The sequence below is a fragment of the Pseudomonas sp. SMV71 genome, from assembly GCF_052042015.1.
Classification (GTDB): Bacteria; Pseudomonadota; Gammaproteobacteria; order Pseudomonadales; family Pseudomonadaceae; genus Aquipseudomonas.
The window spans coordinates 77,883-96,050 of sequence record NZ_JBKGGU010000016.1; the positions used below are offsets into that span (position 1 = coordinate 77,883).

Genomic DNA, 18,168 nt, shown 5'->3' on the forward strand with positions numbered 1-18,168 from the left:
CGCTGCGCACTCGAGCGGGAGCAAGCTCCCTCGCCACAGGGAGGCTGGGTGAACCTTTGGATTACTCATCACCCACCCCCAACACAATCCGCCCGCTGGAACAGGCCGCCGTGTCGTTGCGGTAGGCGAAGTACAACTTGCCGCGTTCGCGGTCGAAACGCAGGCTCAGCTGGATTTCATCGCCGGGGCGTACCAGTTGCTGGAATTTCAGCACCTCCATGCCGATGAACCGGGGCGGCACGTCCAGCAATTGTCGGCCCAGGCTCATAGCCCAATCGACCTGGACCACCCCAGGCAGTACCGGCGCGGTGGGAAAATGGCCGCTGAAGTACGCAAGATCCGGTGGCACGACCAGTTGCAGGTTCCATTCACCGGCGGTTTCGACTTGTTCCAGGATTTCGGGCGCCTTGGGACGCGACGCCATCAGCAGCGCTTCGACTTCGGCCTGGGGCAACTTACCCTGGGCATTGAGCGGCAGCTGCCGCAACCAACGCCAGCGTCGTGGCAGGGCCAGGGTTTCGCAGTGCCCGCTCAGGTGGCGGCGCAGACCCTCGGTCACGGCGCGTCGGCCCTGGTTGCGCAGGGTTCGCAGGCCGGCTTCGCTGAGTACCAGCAGTGCGCCGAGGGAGGCGCGATTCTCCTGCACGACCCCGAGCCGCGCTTCACTGACCCATTCGTGGGCGGTCAGCGCCTGTTCGAGCATCGGCAGGGAAATACGTTTTTCTTCGAGCTTGACGATACGGTCCAGCCGCCCGAGCAGTTCGAAGCGCCCGTCTTTGGCGATCCGCGCTGCGTCGGCCGTGTGTTCCACATGTCCGGCCGGCAGATAGGGCGAGGCGATCAGCAGGGCGCCGTCGCTGTCCTGGCTCAGCTCGACATCGGCAAACGGTTGCCACAAGCCGCCGCCCTGGCGCCAGGCGATGCCGCCGGTTTCCGAGCTACCGAAGATTTCCGTCGGCCACTGCCCGAGGCGCTGCTGCAGGCTCTCGGCGGCCTCGGTCGGCAAGGCGCCGCCGGAGGAGAACACCCGGCGCACTCGGCTCAAGGCCGGCCAGTCGAGGTTGTCGCCCATGCGCTTGAGCAGCGCCGGGCTGGCGACCCAGGCAAACGCCGGGTGTTCGCGGCTGGCGCGTTGCAGATCTTCCGGGAATGCCAGTTGCCGACGCACGAACGGCCGCCCGGCGCACAGCGGCCACAGCACCCGGAACAGCAAGCCATAGATGTGCTGGGCAGCGACGCTGCCGATCATGCAGGCCGGACCCAGCTCGGCGCCCCACAATTGCTCCAGAGCCTGGACTTCGTTGCTCAACTGTCGCAGGTTTTTTTCGATGCGCTTGGGTTCGCCACTGGAGCCGGAGGTGCACAGGTTCAGCCAGCAGTCATCGACGTCCAGTTCAGCGGGGGGCAGCGGGGCTTCTTGCAATTGGCCGGGATGAGTGTCGCCGGGCTGATCGGTCAGCCACAGGTCCACCTCGGCGGTCCAGCGTTGGCGGGTCTGGGCTTGCAGGTCGGCCGGCAGCAGGACTCGCACCCCGGCACGCCAGGCACCGAGCAGGGCTACCGCCAAGTCGGCGGCATCTTCCAGATGCACGGCCACATACCGCACGCCCCGGGTTTGCAGGCCGGCGGCCAGGCGCAACGCCGCGTCCCGCAACTGCGCGTGATTGAGCGCCGGATCGGCAGTGACAGCACGTTCCGGCAAAGCCTCGAGCAACATCTGCTCAAGTGTTATCCAATTCATGGACGGCCTCTTACCCGTTGTCGTATGAGCCATTCAATGGCAAACAGCAGCCCCATCAATCCGTAGGAAATCAGGCCGGTGTACAACATCCACCAGCTCAGCGGCGCCCATAGGGTCAGGGCGGCCGCGAGCAAACCGTTACACAGGAAAAACACACTCCAGGCCACTGTGACCTGACGCGTATAGACCACCGCCTTCTGCGGCAGCTGCGGTTCGCGCAGGCGAGCCAGGCGCTCGATCATGGGCGGCCCGTATCTCAGGCTCAGCACGAACAGCCCGAGCATGAAGGCGCTGATCAGCACCGGGTACCAGCGCAGCAGGAGCGGGCTGTCGAACAGCGCGAGCAACGCACAGAACACGATCGCCGATGTTGCCATCCAGCGACTGCCGGGACCGCCATTGCCCAGCAAGGCCCGGGCCAGCCACAGGCTGCCCAGCAGCAGCCCGAACTGCCACGGAGCGAAGTGCTCCATGCCGAAATACACCGCAAAGGGGTACAACAGGCCCGCCAGCAGCAGGCCAAGGCCAATCAGCCGGGTCATGCGGCCGGTTGGACCAGTCGATAAACCGCCTCGACCACGTCATTGACGGTGCGCACGGACTTGAACTCTTCGGCGGCAATTTTCTTGCCGGTCTGGCGCTTGATGTGGTCGATCAGGTCGACTGCGTCGATGCTGTCGATCTCCAGATCCTGGTACAGGTTCGATTCCAGCGTCACGCGTTCGGGGTCCAGCTCGAAGAGCTCGACCAGAGCATCGCGCAGGGTGTTGAAAATGTCGTCACGAGTTTGCATGGTCCGGTCTCAGGGGCGTTTTGCAGTGACGAAGGCCGCAAGGCTTGCCACATTGCTGAAATGGTTACGGGTGTCCTTTGCGTCGGCGTCGATCTTGATGCCGTACTGTTTCTGGATCGCCAGGCCAAGCTCCAGGGCATCGACCGAGTCCAGGCCCAGGCCTTCGCCGAACAGGGTCTGGTGGTCGCCGATGTCGTCGATGCCGATGTCTTCCAGACCGAGGGCGTCGATGATCAGCTGTTTGATGTCACGGTGCAGATCGCTCATCTTCGGCGAGCTCCTTGATGAAATGGTGATGCAGAAAATCGTTGAGCCTGCGCGAAGCCTGGGGCGGCGGGCCGAGCGCGGCGAACGCCTGCGGGTCTATATCGGCCCCGACGCGAAAACTGAAGTGCACGCGGCGTGCTGGGATGCGGTACCAGGGCTCGGCCTTGGTCAGGGTGGTCGGGCAGACCTCGATGGTGACCGGCGTGAGGATCTTCGCACCGCGCAGGGCAATGGCCGCGGCGCCCCGATGAAAGGCCGGCGCCTGGCCCGGCTGGGTGCGGGTGCCTTCGGGAAAGACGATCAGGGTCTGGCCGTCCTGCAGGGCATCGCTGGCGGCGTCGAGCATGTCCATGCTGCCGTCATTGCTGATGTATTGCGTTGCGCGCAACGGGCCGCGGGTGAACGGGTTGTCCCACAGGCTCTGCTTGACCACGCAATTGGCGTTGGGCACCAGGCCGATCAGGAACACCACGTCTATCAGTGACGGGTGATTGGCGATGATCATCTGTCCAGGGCGACCGAGCCGTTCGGCGCCGTCGATCTGATAGGTGAGCACTCCGGTCCGGGCCATGAAACGGATAAAGCACCAGAACAACCGGCCGACCGTGCGCCGGGCTCGTTGCCGGTGGGCCTGGGCATCACCGGGCAGCCAGGCCAGGACCGGAAACACCAGCAGGCGCAGGCACAGCCCACCCAGCCCGAACAGGGCGAAGCTGGCGGCGGTCGCGAGCAGGCGCCAGTAGAAGGCGTCGCGATGTTTACCGATTACCGGTTGCGTTGCCAGGTCCATACGCGATTCTTCCAGGCATGTTGGCAAGTGGTTTGATGGGTCAGCAGGGTACGCAACAGATTCAGGGCATGGGGCCAGTCGCTACCGGGTAATTGACCGGCGGACAGGTCCAGTTGCCAGTCGTCGCCCGGGGTCAGCAGTAGGGCCATGGCATAGGGAAATGGCACATCATTGACCCATGGCGCGTACACCTGCGGCGGTTGTTCTTCGGTCATCACCAGCAGTACGGCGGGCGAACCTTCGTTGAGCAGTGCCGCGGCCTCCAGTACGCCGTGTTCCAGACCGTCACCGGTGGCGGCCAGGGCCGTCATTTCGCTGGTTTCGCCGCGCATGATCGACCACAGGCCGATTACGGCGTTGTGCACCGACAGGCTGAACTGGGTTGGTGAAAGGGGCTGGTCAGCGGCCAGGTCTTTGAGAATCTCGAATGTGCGTGGGGTTTCGCCGTGGCGGGAAATAAAGACCAACGGCAGCTCCGGCCGGCCCTCGGCCAACGGCCAGCCCACGCTGAAAGCCATCCGTGCGAGACGGCTGAGGCGGCGGCGTTGCATGGCCGGCAGGAACGAGACGTCAGGGGCGGCATCGCTGGCGGGCAATACGACCGGTTGTCGGCTCCATGCCTGCCAATCGGCCACGCTTTCGAGCCCAGGGGCCCATGCGCGCCATTGGGCGATGTTGAAATTGATCACAAATTAATCCCACCCCTGCGGGCTTTTATTGTCACGGTCAGTGGTTTGACCCGCGTCCAACCCTGCATGGTCTTGCGACCCAAGTGGCGCGCATTATCCCGGTGCGGTTGGCTTGTAGCAAATACTGGTTACATTTTGCACAGCAAAAATGTACGAATCAGTGCACTGAGTCTCAGGCTGGAACCATTATCGCGATTGTGACGCGCCTGTCTGTTGGTTGCTTGCGGCCTATGCAGCAGCCATTGACGCCTCAGTCGTGGAAAAAGCCACCGATGCTGTAGTCCGTCTACGCAGAAGGTAGCTAAGCGGTGTCGCGGCCTACTACACTCGGGAATCTTTGAGACACGGAGGCTTTGCCATGCGGCGTGTGGTGTTCAATCAGAAAGGTGGCGTGGGCAAATCCAGCATTGCCTGCAACCTGGCAGCAGTCAGCGCCAGCGAAGGGTATCGCACACTGTTGGTGGACCTGGACGCTCAAGCCAACTCCACTCAATACCTGACCGGCCTGACCGGGGACGAGATTCCCATGGGAATCGCCGACTTCTTCAAGCAGACCCTGTCGTCCGGGCCCTTCTCGAAGAAGAGCAAGGTGGATATCTACGAGACACCGTTCGACAACCTGCATGTCATCACTGCCACGGCGGAACTGACGGACCTGCAGCCCAAGCTCGAGGCGAAACACAAGATCAACAAGCTGCGCAAACTGCTGGAAGAGTTGGACGAGGACTACGACCGGATCTATCTGGACACCCCGCCGGCCCTGAACTTCTATGCGGTTTCAGCGCTGATCGCCGCTGATCGCGTGCTGATTCCCTTCGACTGTGACAGCTTCTCCCGCCAGGCGCTCTACGGGCTGATGGCGGAAATCGACGAGCTCAAGGACGACCATAACGACGGTCTGGAAGTCGAAGGCATCGTCGTCAACCAATTCCAGGCCCGCGCCAGCCTGCCCCAACAGATGCTGGACGAGCTGATCGCAGAAGGCCTGCCGGTATTGCCGGTATACCTGAGCAGCTCGGTGCGCATGCGCGAATCCCACCAGGCCAGCCTACCGCTGATTCACCTGGACCCACGGCACAAGCTGACCCAGCAGTTCGTCGAGCTGCATGGATTGCTGGAAGGCGCTTGATCCTGTGGGAGCGATCTTGCTCGCGATGACGAGGACACATGCAACAGGGCGTTGTCTGTCAGTGCGCTATCGCGAGCAAGCTCGCTCCCACAGGGGCAGCAGTGATCCACAGTGGTCTGTGTGATCTCAAACCCCCTGGCTACGCAACCACCCCATCAGCTGCGGCAAAGGCATTGCCCCGCTCTGGCGCGCCACTTCCCGGCCTTCCTTGAACAGGATCAGACTGGGAATCGAGCGGATCCCCAGTTGCGCCGATAGTTGCTGGTTGGCCTCGCTGTCGAGCTTGGCCAGCCGGCATTTGCCCAGCAGTTGCGTGGCGGCCTGTTCGAACACCGGCGCGAAGGACTTGCAGGGCCCGCACCAATCGGCCCAGACATCTACCAATAGCGGCAGGTCGCCCTTGATCTGGCTGGCATAGTCACCTTGCTTGAGTTCGAACGGTTTGCTCGACAGCACTTGCGCCTTGCAGCGCCCGCACTTGGGCTGGTCGCCGAGGCGTTCGGTGGGTATGCGGTTGAGCCCATTGCAGTGGGGGCAGGGGATCAGCATTGGCGTGGCTCCAGAAAAACATCGATGCAACGATTTGAACACGGCCCGACAGCCACCACAAAAAACCTTGTGGGAGCGAGCTTGCTCGCGATGGCGGCAGCACAGTCAATGATGTGTTGACTGGCTTACCACCATCGCGAGCAAGCTCGCTCCCACAGAGGTGATGTGATGCGGGTTATTTACCGTTGGTCAGGGTGTTGTAGCTGGTCATCAGGTTGCGGTAGTCCGGGATGTGGTTGGAGAACAGGGTCGCCAGGCCTTCCACGTCGTTGCGCCAGTCGCGGTGCAGCTCACAGGCCAGGCCGAACCAGGTCATCAGTTGGGCGCCGGCGGTGGACATGCGGTCCCAGGCCGAGTCACGGGTCAGCTCGTTGAACGTACCGGAGGCATCGGTGACCACGAACACCTCGAAACCTTCGGCCAGGGCCGACAGTGCCGGGAAGGCCACGCAGACTTCAGTCACAACGCCGGCGATGATCAGTTGCTTCTTGCCGGTGGCCTTGATGGCCTTGACGAAATCCTCGTTGTCCCAGGCGTTGATCTGGCCAGGGCGAGCGATGTATGGCGCGTCCGGGAACAGGGTCTTGAGCTCGGGCATCAGCGGGCCGTTGGGGCCGGTTTCGAAGCTGGTGGTGAGGATGGTCGGCAGTTGGAAGTATTTTGCCAGGTCAGCCAGGGCCAGAACGTTGTTCTTGAAACGGTCCGGATCGATGTCGCGTACCAGCGACAGCAGGCCGGCCTGGTGGTCTACCAGCAGAACGGCGGCGTTGTCTTTGTCCAGGCGGTTGTAGGAAGTGGTCATGGCGTAATCCTCATAAAGTTTGGGTGCCGAACGATTCGGCGGGGTTAAGGTTTTGAACTCGGTACAGCGTTAAATCGGGTGTCGATCCGACTGAAGCTTTTGGCTTCGGCCTGTGTTCCTAAGCGATGGACATAGATTAAAAGTGATACCTTTGATGCGCTAGACTGCAAAAATCCGCCTTTGCGTTCTATTTGGAGAACGATCATCGAAGACCTCAATACGCTTTACTACTTCACCCAAGTGGTGGAACACGGCGGCTTCGCTGCTGCCGGTCGTGCGCTGGACATGCCCAAGTCCAAGCTCAGTCGGCGTATCGCCCAGTTGGAGGAGCGGCTCGGGGTGCGCTTGATCCATCGCACCAGCCGCCTTTGCACGCTCACGGAGATCGGCCAGGCTTATTACCAGCGCTGCCTGGCGATGCGGGTCGAGGCCGAGAGCGCGGCCGAAGTGATCGAGCGCAACCGTTCCGAACCCCAGGGGCTGGTGCGCATCAGTTGCCCGACGGCATTGCTCAATAGCTGGGTCGGGCCGATGCTGACCCGCTACATGATCAAATACCCGCGGGTGGAGCTGTTCATCGAGAGCACCAACCGCCGGGTCGACCTGATTCATGAAGGGTTCGATATCGCCTTGCGGGTGCGCTTTCCGCCGCTGGAAAACACCGACATGGTCATGAAAGTGCTGAGCAACAGCACCCAATGCCTGGTAGGCAGCCCGGCTTATCTGGAGCGTCTGTCGTCTCCCGCTTCCCCGGCGGACCTCAACGGCCTGCCCAGCGTGCATTGGGGCTCGGCGCAACGCGAATACCAGTGGGAACTGTTCGGCCCGGATGGCAGCCGTGCGCTGATCCGCCATGAACCGCGCATGGTCACCGACGACCTGCTGGCCCTGCGGCATGCGGTACTGGCGGGTATCGGCGTCGCCCACCTGCCCACCGTGGTGGTACGCGAAGACATAGCGGCGGGCCGCCTGGTGGAACTAGTGCCGGGCTGGACGCCCAAGTGCGGGATCGTCCACGCGATCTTTGCCTCACGGCGCGGGTTGCTGCCGTCGGTGCGCACGTTGATCGACTTCCTGGCAGAGGAATTCAGCCATAGCGATATGGCTTAGCGTGAATCAGCAAGCCCGCTCCCACGGGATTTGCGCCGGGCATGAAAGTAGGGGCCACCGCAGGCCCCAATGTGGGAGCGAGCCTGCTCGCGATTGCGGCGGCACATTCAACATCGATGCAAGCTGATCCACCGCCATCGCGAGCAGGCTCGCTCCCACAGAGATTTTCTCCAGGTCTTCTCACGGTGCCATTCATCAGGTCCGCCGCACGCAAGGCGCGCCAGGCCCTCAAAAATAAAACGCACCTGTTCATATCCGGAGGCCCCATGAGCAATCCTCAAGACCCAACCCTTTCCACCACGCTGAACAGCCCCAACGACGACGGCTTCGTACTCGGCACCGCCGGCCGCGACGAAGACCCGAACGCCGCCCCGTCATACGCCACTGATGAGCGCCATGACCGGGATGAGCTGACCCCGGAAGACACCCGCGGTTTACCCGGCTATCCGAAGGAAACACCACCGGCAAAACCGGCGGATGAGCAAGCGGATGCCGAAACAGAGTCAGGAATCGAAACGCCTGAGCAGGGGAACGATAAGGTGGGATGAGTGGCATTTTTTATAAAGCCAGTCAGCTAAAGATCATCCGGGGCGAAGCAAAGCCTGTGGCGAGGGAATTCATCCCTGTAGGCTGCGCAGCAGCCGTTAATCGGCGCTGATTCATCTGGATCACGCCGACCTGCTTTTTGTGGCGAGGGAGCTTGCTCCCGCTGGGCTGCGCAGCAGCCCCTGGCCTTTCAAGTCCCAAGGCGAGCGCTACGCACTCGAGCGGGAGCAAGCTCCATCGCCACGAGCGCCTCAGCATTATGAGGAGCAACTGATCTCCAGATGCTTGCCCCACTCTGGTGGACGTTGCGCATAGGCATCCATTCCCGGTTGTTCCTCGAACGGCTTGCTCAGCACGCTGTGCAAGCGGCGGACTTCTTCATAGTCGCCGGACTCGGCGGCGTCGATGGCTTTCTGGGCCAGGTAGTTGCGCAGCACATACAGCGGATTGACTGCGTGCATGCGGGTTCGGCGCTGGTCTTGGTCGACGGTGCCTTCGCGGTTGACGCGGGCTATGTAGAGTTCGCCCCAGGCATCGAAGCCCTTTAGGTCGACGAAATCATCGCGCAGGGTCGCGATGGCCTGTCCGGGCGCCTGGTCGCCCAGGCGGCGGAAGAACAGGCTGTAGTCGACGCCGCTGTTCTGCATCAGTTGCAACAGGCGTTCCACCAGTTTCTGATCGTCCTCTTCAGCGCGGGTCAGGCCGAGGCGGCGGCGCATGAGGTCCAGGTAGTGAGCCTGATACAGCGGCAGGTACAAGCCGAGGGTTTCACGCAGGGCCTCGACGCTGATGAAGGGCGTCAGGGCCTGGGCCAGGGCGCTGAGGTTCCACTGCCCGATGGGCACCTGATTGCTGAATGAGTAGCGGCCCTGGTCATCTGAGTGATTGCAGATGAAGTTGGCGTCGAAGTCGTCGAGGAAGGCGAATGGCCCGAAGTCGAAGGTGATGCCCAGGATCGACATGTTGTCGGTGTTCATCACGCCATGGCAGAAGCCATAGGCCTGCCATTTCGCAATCAACTCGGCATTGCGCTCGACGATTTCCCGGAACATCGCCAGGTACGGCTCCGGCTGCTCGCGGCATTCGGCGAAGTGCAGGTTCAGCACATGCTCCGCGATGGCCGCATGCAGCTCGGGTTTCTTGGTGTAGTAGAAGTATTCGAAGTGGCCGAAGCGCACATGGCTGGGCGAAAGGCGCAGGACCATGGCCGCGCGCTCCTGCTTTTCCCGCCACACCGGGGTGTCCGAGCCGATCACGCACAGCGCGCGGGTGGTAGCAATGCCCAAGGCGTGCAGGGCTTCGGACGCCAGGAATTCGCGGATCGAGGAGCGCAGCACCGCCCGGCCGTCGCCCATCCGTGAGAATGGCGTCTGGCCGGCACCCTTGAGGTGCAGGTCCCAGTGTTCACCGGCCTCGTTGTACACCTCTGCCAGCAGCAGCCCGCGCCCATCACCCAGTTGCGGGTTGTAATGGCCGAACTGATGCCCGGAATAGACCATGGCCCGGGGTTCGGCCTCGGCCCACAGCTTATGACCGCCGAACAGCTCGGCGAACAGCGGCGACTCGGCTTCGGCCGGGTCCAGGTCCAGCAAGTCCATGGCGGCGGGGCTGACAACGACCAGGCGAGGGTTGTCGATGGGCTCGGGCAGTACGTGGGCCGAGAAACCGTCGCCCAGGCGGGCGAAGCAGTTGTCGAAGGTCAATGTTTCCAGGGTTTTCATGGCCGTCTCCTGCGCGATGCCCAGGGGCACCCCGCGATCAGTCGAGATTCTGTTGCGGTGGCTCTGGTACCGGTTTGATATTGGCGACGGTCGACGGCGCTATGGTCTTGTGATCGGGCTCGGCGGGCACCAGCTTGTATTCCTGGCCGTGAAGGTTCTTCAGGTAGATTTCCATCTGCCGGAACGAAATATTGATGTGCTGCTTCTTGAATTCACGGTTGATGAAGCGGTTGATCTCGTCCAGCACCGGGTTACGGTCGCCCAGGTCTCGCACGTGCATGCGCAATTCGTGGTCGAGGGTGCTCTCCCCGAAGTTCAGGAAGTACACGATCGGTTCCGGCTCCTTGAGCACCCGTGGGTTTTCCCGTGCGGCCTTGAGCAGCAGTTCGCGCACCAGGTCCAGGTCCGAACCGTAGTCCACGCCCAGTTTCAGGGTTACCCGGGTCACGGTGTCGGTCAGCGACCAGTTGATCAATTGCCCGGTAATGAAGGTCTTGTTCGGGACGATGATGTCCTTGCGGTCGAAGTCGGTGATGGTGGTCGCACGGATGCGGATCTTGCTGACCGTGCCCGACAGGTTGCCGATGGTGATGGTGTCGCCGATGCGCACCGGGCGCTCGAACAGGATCATGATCCCGGAGATGAAGTTGGCGAAGATCTCCTGCATGCCGAAGCCCAGGCCCACCGACAGCGCAGCCACCAACCATTGCAGTTTGTCCCAGCTCACGCCGAGGGTGGACAGGGTGGTGACGAAGCCGACGCCGGCGATCACATAGGACAGCAGTGTGGTGGTGGCGTAGGCGCTGCCCTGGGCCAGGTTCAGCTTCGACAGCACGAACACTTCCAGCAGGCCCGGCAGGTTGCGCGCCAGGGCGAAGGTGATGCCGATGATGATCAGCGCGCCGAGCATGTCGCCGATGCTGATGGGCACCATGCTCATGTTGGCGCCGGTGCCGCTGGTGTATTCGTAGAGGGTGATGTTGTCCAGGTACGAGAACACGCTGATCAGGTCCGACCAGACCCAGTACAGCGCGGCGATGAATCCACCCAGCAGCGCCAGGCGGATCAGGCGCAGGGACTGTTCATTGACCTTCTCGATATCCAGGGTCGGCTCCTCGACCACCGCCTCGCCATCGCCGGCTTCCTTGGCGGCCTGGCGCTTGGCCAGGGCGCGCTGATAGGCCAGGCGCCGCGCCGCGACCGACAGGCCGCGCACGAACGTGGCTTCGATTACCAGCCAGAACATCAGCAGGTACAGGGTATTGATCAGCCGGTCGCTGAGCTTCAGCGCGGTGTAGTAGTAGCCGAAGCACACTGCCACGAACAACGCGATCGGCAGCGCGGTGAACAGCACCCCGACGGCCTTGCGAAACAGCGAGGTGTTCTGGTGGGTCGGGCTGCTCAGCAGCAGGCGGCTGAGCAACCACGCCATCAGGGCGTAGCAGGTCAGCACCACCGGCATGCCGAGCACATCGTCGGCCAGGGTCGAAGGCTGCAACTCGGCCACCGCGACCACCGCCACCAGCGCCAGCACCACCAGCCCGAGGCGGCGGATCCAGCCCTGGAGGAATTCGACCTGGGGTTTTTCCCAGCGGAAATGCAACTCGGCCACGCCTCCGGGCGCCAGCACGCGGTAAGCGGTGTAGAACACCAGCCAGGCCTGGCCGATCTGCAGCAGCGCCGCGCCGAGGTTGGCGTTCTGGCCGCGGGCGTCGATTTGCAGGGCATAGCCGCAGAGGGTCAGCGCCAGGGCCACCGGCATGGCCAGCAGGATGTTGATCAGAATCGCCTGCGGCGTGTGCCACTGGCTGTCACGCTTGAAGTGACCGACGTCCTGGTGAACCTTGTTCAAGCGGGCATAGAGATGCTTGCGTCGCCACAGCAACGCACCGATCAGCAGCGCCAGGGGCAGGAACAGCAGCGGGCGCTGGGTCAGGCCATCGGCCAATTCACTGAGGCTCGAGGCCCAGGGCAGCGAGTCCACCTGTTTTTCCAGGCGTGTCGGCACGGCCCGCAGCCATTCGAAATCCAGCGGCTTGTTGCTGGGAATCCAGAACATTTGTTCTTCGAGGGTGGCCCGCAGGTTCTGGGCGGTGCTGAGCAATTGCTTCTGGTTGAGCTGCAAGGTGATGGATTCGTTGAGTACCGCGCTCAATTCACGGTTCAGGCGTTCCAGCAGGTCGACGCGGGTCAGCGCCAGGTCCAGCAAGGTCTTGCGCAGTTGCGGTGTGACTTGCTCCGATGGCTGGGAGGCCAGCAGGTTTTCTACGTAGGCGCTGGGGTTGTTCAGCAACTCGCGCTGCTGGCTGACCTCGAACTGGTACAGGCGAATATCGGCGATCTGGTCCGCCAGGTTCTGGTCCAGCTTCAGGCGCGGCAGGGTCTGGCGCTGCTTGTAGAGAATCTTCGAGAGCAGCAGGCTGCCCTTGAGTACGCTGATCTGCTCGTCCAGGGCCGCGTCGGTCTGGGTGACGCTGTCCAGCAGTTGCTTGGTCTGCAAATTCTGCTGGGTGACTTCGTTGAGGCGGTCGGTGCTCTTGAGCAGGTAGTCGGAGAGCTTGAGGTTGGTCGCGCTTTCGGTCGCCAGCAGACTACTGCCGCCAGCCTTCTGGGCCTCGATGGATTGCTGGGTCACCGTTTCCTGGGACTGGGCCAGGCGTTTCTGGTTGATCAGGTTTTGCAGGTCCTGGATTTCCTGCTCCATGCGGGCGATTTTTTCCATCAGCAAGTCGTGCTGGCCGTTGCCCAGGTCCTGTAGCTGGCTGTTGCCGGCCAGTTCCTGGCGGCGCAACGGAATCAGCGCGTTGAGCGCCGCCAGCTCGGCATTGAGCTGGTCGCGCTGCTCGCCGGTGAGGGCTTTGCCGGCGTCCCGGCCGGCCTTGAGGATGGCGTTGATCTGCTGGATGCGGGTCTGGCTGCTGGAGATTTCCGCCTGGGCCCGCTCAGGGCGGGTCTGGGCGGTGATGATTAGGCTGTTGGCCTCGGCCAGGGCCTTTTGCAGGTCGCCCTGCTGGGTGGAACGTTCCGTCAGCATCTGCTCGAGCTGGGGAATCGGCAGGTTGGCGTAGCGTTGCGCCACCGGCACCACATTGGTGCCCTTGAGCCGGGTCAGTTCGCGTTGGTTCTCTATGTTCTGCTTCGGCGCGTTGGCCAACTGCTGCTTGAGAGCTGCCAGCTTCTGTTCGTAGTCCGCCTTGTTGTTGAGCTGAGTCAGGGTGTTCTGCAACACGGCCTGCAAGGCTTTTTCGTCGGCTTCCGGCAGCTTGCGGTCGCCGATCTTGTCCAGGCTGGCTTGCACCGAGGCGCTGGTGGGCAGTTCAGCGGCTTGCAGTGGGCAGACGGAGAGACTCAGGCCCAGCAGGGCGATGGCTAAAAAGGAGCGCAGGGTAGGCATAGAGACCGGTCGAGCAAATGAGAGTGGGAGCAGTTTAGAGGAACAAGCCGGGACCCGGGCGACTTCCTTCGGGGAATCTGACGCCCACTTTGCCGATCTTGTTCCCGTCCATGGCCGCGACGGTCCACAGGGTGTTGTTCCAGTCCACCTGGTCGCCGACTACTGGCGCACCGCCAACTTTCTGGGCGATGAAACGGCCCAGGGACATGTCCGGATCGATGCCCTCCAGTTTCAACCCGTACAGGGCGGCAACCGCGGCCAGCTGGGCGTCTCCTTCGAGTACGAAGTCGCCGAAGAAGCGTAGATCCAGGCCCCGTTGCGGCGCCTGGCTGAAGAGCTTTCCAAGGGCCGGCAAGTCGTGTTCATGCCCGATGACACACAGCAGATCATCGACTTCCAGCACGGTGCTACCCGACGGATGGAGCAGTTGCTGCCCACGGAACAGCGCCGCGATGCGCGTGCCATCAGGCATTTTCAAGTCCCGCAATGGCGAGCCGATGCACCATTTCTCCGCGCCCAGGCGGTAGATGAACAGCTCCCACTCGCTGGTGACGTGCACTTCCAGCGCGGCACGGGAGATCGGCAGCGGCTCGGGCGGTACGGTGACATGCAGCAATTTGGCGACCCATGGCAGGCTCGTGCCCTGCACCAGCAGCGACACCAGCACGATAAAGAACGCCAGGTTGAAATAGAGCTGGGCGTGGGGCAGGCCAGCCATCAGCGGGAACACCGCGAGGATGATCGGCACCGCGCCGCGCAGGCCGACCCAGGAAATGAAGGCTTTCTCGCGACCGTGGAACGCCTTGAACGGCAGCAAGCCCACCATGACCGACAGCGGGCGCGCAAAGAGGATCATCCACAACGCCAGGCCCAGGGCGGGGAGGGCGATCGGCAGCAGGTCATGAGGCGTGACCAGCAGTCCCAGCACCAGGAACATGCCGATCTGGGCCAGCCAGGCCATGCCATCGAGCATATGCAAAATGCCGTGGCGGCTGCGCACCGGACGGTTGCCCAACACCAGGCCGCACAGGTACACCGCCAGGAAGCCACTGCCGTGCAGGGCGTTGGTCAGGGCGAATACCGCCAGGCCACCGCTGATGACCAGGATCGGGTAGAGGCCGTTGGCCAGGTTGATCCGGTTGACCAGTTGCAACATCAGCCAGCCGCCGCCCAGGCCGAGCACCGAGCCGATACCGAACTCGCGCACCAGATGCCCGAGCAGGCTCCAATGCAGGCCGGTTTCGCCACTGGCGAGCATGCCGATCAGGGTAACGGTCAGGAACACGGCCATCGGGTCGTTACTGCCGGACTCAATCTCGAGGGTAGCGCTGACGCGCTCGTTCAGGCCTTTGCCGCCGAGCAGCGAAAACACCGCCGCGGCGTCGGTCGAGCCAACGATGGCGCCGATCAGCAGCCCCTGGATCAGGTTCAGGTTGAACAGCCACGCCGCCGCCAGGCCGGTCAGCCCGGTGGTGATCAACACCCCGACGGTGGCCAGCGACAGCGCCGGCCACAACGCCACCCGGAAACTGGAAACCCGGGTGCGCAAACCGCCGTCCAGCAGGATGACAGCCAGGGCGAGGTTGCCGACCAGGTAGGCGGTGGCGTAGTTATCGAAAAGGATACCGGCGCCGTCGACACCGGCCACCATGCCCACGGCCAGGATGATCACCAGGATCGGGATTCCCAGGCGGGACGAAAGAGAACTCACCAGGATGCTCGCACCTACCAGCAACGCGCCGATCAAGAACAGGCTGTTGATGGTGGTTGCAGTCAAAGGCAGTACTCCGAAAAAAATCAAGGGCGGGCACGGACTGACCATGCAGTCTGCGTGCCAGCGATTCTAACCTGTTGAAATGTGATGCTGTCAAAAAAGGTTGGAGATAGGGCTACAAGGGCGGCAGCAATACCGTGGCGAGGGAGCTTGCTCCCGCTCGGCTGCGAAGCAGTCGTCACTTTTAGGTCCTGGGGCCGCTTCGCCCGAGGCGTCGGATCGGTCCAGAGGGAGCAAGCTCCCTCGCCACGAAAGCTGGAGGGTTGATCGCTCACGGTCAGTGGGACGATCAACCGTTACGCAGATCAGAGGCTGAACCGCCCGACCATGCTGTTCAGATCCACCGCCAGGCGCGACAGTTCGGCACTGGCGGCGCTGGTCTGGTTGGCGCCGGTGGCCGATTGCACCGACAGGTCGCGGATGTTCACCAGGTTGCGGTCCACTTCGCGGGCCACCTGGGCCTGTTCTTCGGCGGCGCTGGCAATGACCAGGTTGCGCTCGTTGATCTCGACGATGGCGGTGTTGATCGTGTCCAGGGACATGCCGGCGCCGCGAGCGATGTTCAGGGTCGACTCGGCGCGCTCGGTGCTGTTGCGCATCGAATCCACGGCCTGTTCGGTGCCGCTCTGGATGCTGCCGATCATGCGCTCGATCTCGCTGGTCGACTGCTGGGTGCGATGCGCCAGGGCACGCACCTCGTCCGCCACCACGGCAAAGCCACGACCGGCTTCACCGGCACGGGCGGCTTCGATGGCTGCGTTCAGCGCCAACAGGTTGGTCTGGTCGGCCAGGCCACGAATCACGTCCAGCACCTTGCCGATGTCACGGGACTCATCGGCCAGGTTGCCGATCAAGGTCGCAGTGCCTTGCACGTCGGCGCTCATGCGTTCGATGGCGCTGACCGTCTCTTGCACCAGGTCCCGACCATCGCCGGCCGACGTCGTAGCGTGCTTCGAGGCTTCCGAGGTACTGACCGCGTTGCGCGCCACTTCTTCCACGGCACTGGTCATTTCGTTGACGGCGGTGGCGGCCTGTTCGATTTCGTTGTTCTGCTGGGTCAGGCCGCGGGCGCTTTCGTCGGTGACACTGTTGAGCTCCTCGGCGGCGGAGGCCAGTTGCGTGGCCGAGCCGGAGATGCGTTGCAGGGTGTCGCGCAGTTTTTCCTGCATGGTCGACATGGCCCGCAGCAGGCGTCCGGCTTCATCGCTGCCATCGACGATGATCGGCCGGGTCAGGTTGCCCTTGGCGATCTCTTCGGCGGCATCCAGGGCATTGGCAATCGGTCTGGTGATGCTGTTGGTCAATAGCCAGGCGAACAGCAGGGTCAGGCCGGTGGCGATGACCAGCAGCGTGACCACCCAGTTGAAGGCCGTGGAATATTGCTGCGTCGCGCCTTGGTTCAAGGTTTCGGCTTGCAGGTTGTTGATCTCCACCAGGCGGGCGATGGCCGCGTTGACGGCATCGGAATTACTCAGCAGTTCAGTGTTGAGCAGCACGCGCAGGTCATCGACCTGGTTGTTGCGCGACAGGGTTTTCATCCGATCTTCAAGCTGGCGATACTGGCCCAACAGCTGTACGAGTTGGTCATAGGCGGCCCGTTCATCCGCAGCGCTGATGAGATTTTCATAAGCGGTCTGGGCGGCGCGGATCTGCTGGCTGCGTTGTTCCAACAGATCGTAGGTCTTCTGCTGGATGTCCGGTTCCCGGTTGACCAGCAGCCGATAGGACAGCACGCGCAGGCGCAGGGTGATTTGAGTGAATTCGTCGAGGGCCTTGATGCTGGGCACACTGTTTTCGACGATGTTTTCGCCGGACGTGCGGATCTTGCTCATCTGGCTCAGGGCAAATACACCAAGGGCCAGCATCAGGGCGCCGATCAGGGCAAACCCCAGGAACGCCCGCGGCGCGATGTTCATATTACGTAAGGACATGGAAAGTACCGGAAAGGGGCGTCCGTGCGAGACTGTTACGGGTATGCCTGACTTATCGGTCATGTGACTGAAGTCTTGAGGAGCGTGCGGGGTTTTGTCGCGCCGTTACGACGAAGGGTAGGAACCAGATTCGTGAACCACAGTCTTTACAGCTCGCCAGCGAAGCACCGTCGCCTATGCCCCATAGCATCGCCGGTGACTTTTCTTTATCGTACGCGCCCCCTGAAAATCCCTGGAAATCAATATGTTGGAAGCATCCCTCAGCCAGCTGGAGCAACTGGTCAATGACCTGGTGCAACAGAACCGCCACCTCACCGGCCTGAATGAAACCCTGAGCGCAGAACTTGCCAGGGCCAAGGATGAAAACGAAAGCCTGCAACTGAGCCTGATGGAACAGGAAGAACTGCACGGCACCACAGCTGCGCGTATCCAGGCGCTGATCGAGCGTGCCAGTGCAGGCACTGTCAGCGCATGAAGCACGCCGCCGACGGGGTAACGGTCATCTCGATCCTGGGAGAGGACTATTCAATCAAGGCGCCGGCCGGCCAGGAACAGGCCTTGCTGGACGCCGCTTCGATGCTCAAGACGGCCCTGGCCGAGACCAAGCGTAAATATCCGACGCTGATCGGTGATCGGCTGTTGGTGCTGGCGGCCATGAACCTGTGCTCGCAGCAGATCGAGATGCAGAAAAACCATCAAGCGGAGCTCGAGCGTTATCAAGAGCAGGTCAGCGCTACGGTGGATGTCATTGCCAAGACGATTCAGCAGGCGTGAAGGTTTCGGCTCATAACGCCGTGTCGTCTGTGCTTATGTCATCGCGAGCAGGCTCGCTCCCACATTTGATCTGCTGTGAGCGCAGACTTGGCGTTCACTCGGAACCAGTGTGGGAGCGAGCCTGCTCGCGATAGCGATTTGAGCCGCGCTACAACACC

Annotated in this window: 17 protein-coding genes; 5 read left to right on the plus strand and 12 right to left on the minus strand. The window is 62.4% G+C overall.

Annotated elements, in window-relative coordinates; translation table 11 throughout:
* Positions 1-61 precede the first annotated feature (61 nt).
* The 6 genes from ACLEJQ_RS17785 to ACLEJQ_RS17810 are packed head-to-tail and all read right to left on the minus strand — an operon-like array spanning position 62 to position 4,280.
* On the minus strand, positions 62-1,741 hold the full coding sequence (locus tag ACLEJQ_RS17785; RefSeq protein WP_440796970.1) for an AMP-binding protein: 1,680 nt from the start codon (positions 1,739-1,741) through the stop codon (positions 62-64).
* Positions 1,738-2,283 carry a hypothetical protein gene (locus tag ACLEJQ_RS17790; protein WP_440796972.1) on the minus strand — a complete coding sequence of 182 codons (546 nt, stop codon included), beginning with the start codon at positions 2,281-2,283 and terminating at the stop codon, positions 1,738-1,740. The genes ACLEJQ_RS17785 and ACLEJQ_RS17790 overlap by 4 nt, the downstream gene beginning before the upstream one ends.
* Complete coding sequence (locus tag ACLEJQ_RS17795; protein ID WP_030140951.1) at positions 2,280-2,534, minus strand: acyl carrier protein; 255 nt, start codon at positions 2,532-2,534, stop codon at positions 2,280-2,282. Before ACLEJQ_RS17795 ends, ACLEJQ_RS17790 begins: the two co-directional genes overlap by 4 nt.
* Positions 2,535-2,543: 9 nt before the next feature.
* The gene (locus ACLEJQ_RS17800) at positions 2,544-2,801 is read right to left on the minus strand and encodes a phosphopantetheine-binding protein (protein WP_042727925.1); all 258 of its coding nucleotides are present in this window, start codon (positions 2,799-2,801) and stop codon (positions 2,544-2,546) included.
* Positions 2,782-3,591 (minus strand): lysophospholipid acyltransferase family protein, encoded by an 810-nt coding sequence (locus ACLEJQ_RS17805; protein ID WP_440796974.1) that lies wholly within the window; start codon positions 3,589-3,591, stop codon positions 2,782-2,784. Before ACLEJQ_RS17805 ends, ACLEJQ_RS17800 begins: the two co-directional genes overlap by 20 nt.
* Positions 3,567-4,280, minus strand: a complete 714-nt coding sequence (locus ACLEJQ_RS17810; protein ID WP_440796976.1) for a beta-ketoacyl synthase chain length factor — start codon at positions 4,278-4,280, stop codon at positions 3,567-3,569. The genes ACLEJQ_RS17805 and ACLEJQ_RS17810 overlap by 25 nt, the downstream gene beginning before the upstream one ends.
* Before the next feature lie 358 nt (positions 4,281-4,638).
* Between ACLEJQ_RS17810 and ACLEJQ_RS17815 the strand changes: the two genes are divergently transcribed.
* Positions 4,639-5,409, plus strand: coding sequence for a ParA family protein (locus tag ACLEJQ_RS17815; RefSeq protein ID WP_440796978.1), 771 nt, complete (start codon positions 4,639-4,641; stop codon positions 5,407-5,409).
* Positions 5,410-5,535: 126 nt separating this feature from the next.
* Here ACLEJQ_RS17815 and trxC read toward each other — a convergent pair whose 3' ends face one another.
* Together trxC and ycaC are read right to left on the minus strand one after the other, a co-directional pair.
* Positions 5,536-5,958 (minus strand): thioredoxin TrxC, encoded by a 423-nt coding sequence (gene trxC, locus ACLEJQ_RS17820; protein ID WP_440796980.1) that lies wholly within the window; start codon positions 5,956-5,958, stop codon positions 5,536-5,538.
* A 175-nt stretch (positions 5,959-6,133) separates the two neighbouring features.
* A complete protein-coding gene (gene ycaC / locus ACLEJQ_RS17825) occupies positions 6,134-6,760 on the minus strand; it encodes an isochorismate family cysteine hydrolase YcaC (RefSeq protein WP_440796982.1) in 627 nt (208 codons plus the stop codon).
* A gap of 204 nt (positions 6,761-6,964) precedes the next feature.
* Here ycaC and ACLEJQ_RS17830 point away from each other — a divergent pair, with 204 nt between their 5' ends.
* Positions 6,965-7,870: a LysR family transcriptional regulator gene (locus ACLEJQ_RS17830; RefSeq protein WP_440797079.1), complete on the plus strand. Its 906-nt coding sequence runs from the start codon at positions 6,965-6,967 to the stop codon at positions 7,868-7,870.
* 266 nt (positions 7,871-8,136) lie between these two features.
* Positions 8,137-8,418, plus strand: a complete 282-nt coding sequence (locus tag ACLEJQ_RS17835) for a hypothetical protein (protein WP_440796984.1) — start codon at positions 8,137-8,139, stop codon at positions 8,416-8,418.
* A gap of 255 nt (positions 8,419-8,673) precedes the next feature.
* Here ACLEJQ_RS17835 and selO read toward each other — a convergent pair whose 3' ends face one another.
* The 4 genes from selO to ACLEJQ_RS17855 form a co-directional block, all read right to left on the minus strand.
* Positions 8,674-10,137, minus strand: a complete 1,464-nt coding sequence (gene selO / locus ACLEJQ_RS17840; RefSeq protein ID WP_440796986.1) for a protein adenylyltransferase SelO — start codon at positions 10,135-10,137, stop codon at positions 8,674-8,676.
* 37 nt (positions 10,138-10,174) lie between these two features.
* The gene (gene mscK / locus ACLEJQ_RS17845) at positions 10,175-13,531 is read right to left on the minus strand and encodes a mechanosensitive channel MscK (RefSeq protein ID WP_440796988.1); all 3,357 of its coding nucleotides are present in this window, start codon (positions 13,529-13,531) and stop codon (positions 10,175-10,177) included.
* 34 nt (positions 13,532-13,565) lie between these two features.
* Positions 13,566-15,308, minus strand: coding sequence for a potassium/proton antiporter (locus ACLEJQ_RS17850; RefSeq protein WP_440796990.1), 1,743 nt, complete (start codon positions 15,306-15,308; stop codon positions 13,566-13,568).
* Between the two features lie 302 nt (positions 15,309-15,610).
* A complete protein-coding gene (locus ACLEJQ_RS17855; protein ID WP_440796992.1) occupies positions 15,611-17,236 on the minus strand; it encodes a methyl-accepting chemotaxis protein in 1,626 nt (541 codons plus the stop codon).
* A 244-nt stretch (positions 17,237-17,480) separates the two neighbouring features.
* Between ACLEJQ_RS17855 and ACLEJQ_RS17860 the strand changes: the two genes are divergently transcribed.
* Positions 17,481-17,711, plus strand: a complete 231-nt coding sequence (locus ACLEJQ_RS17860; protein WP_440796994.1) for a hypothetical protein — start codon at positions 17,481-17,483, stop codon at positions 17,709-17,711.
* Entirely contained in the window at positions 17,708-18,010 is a 303-nt protein-coding gene (locus ACLEJQ_RS17865; RefSeq protein ID WP_440796996.1) for a cell division protein ZapA, read from the plus strand. The genes ACLEJQ_RS17860 and ACLEJQ_RS17865 overlap by 4 nt, the downstream gene beginning before the upstream one ends.
* Positions 18,011-18,168 lie beyond the last annotated feature (158 nt).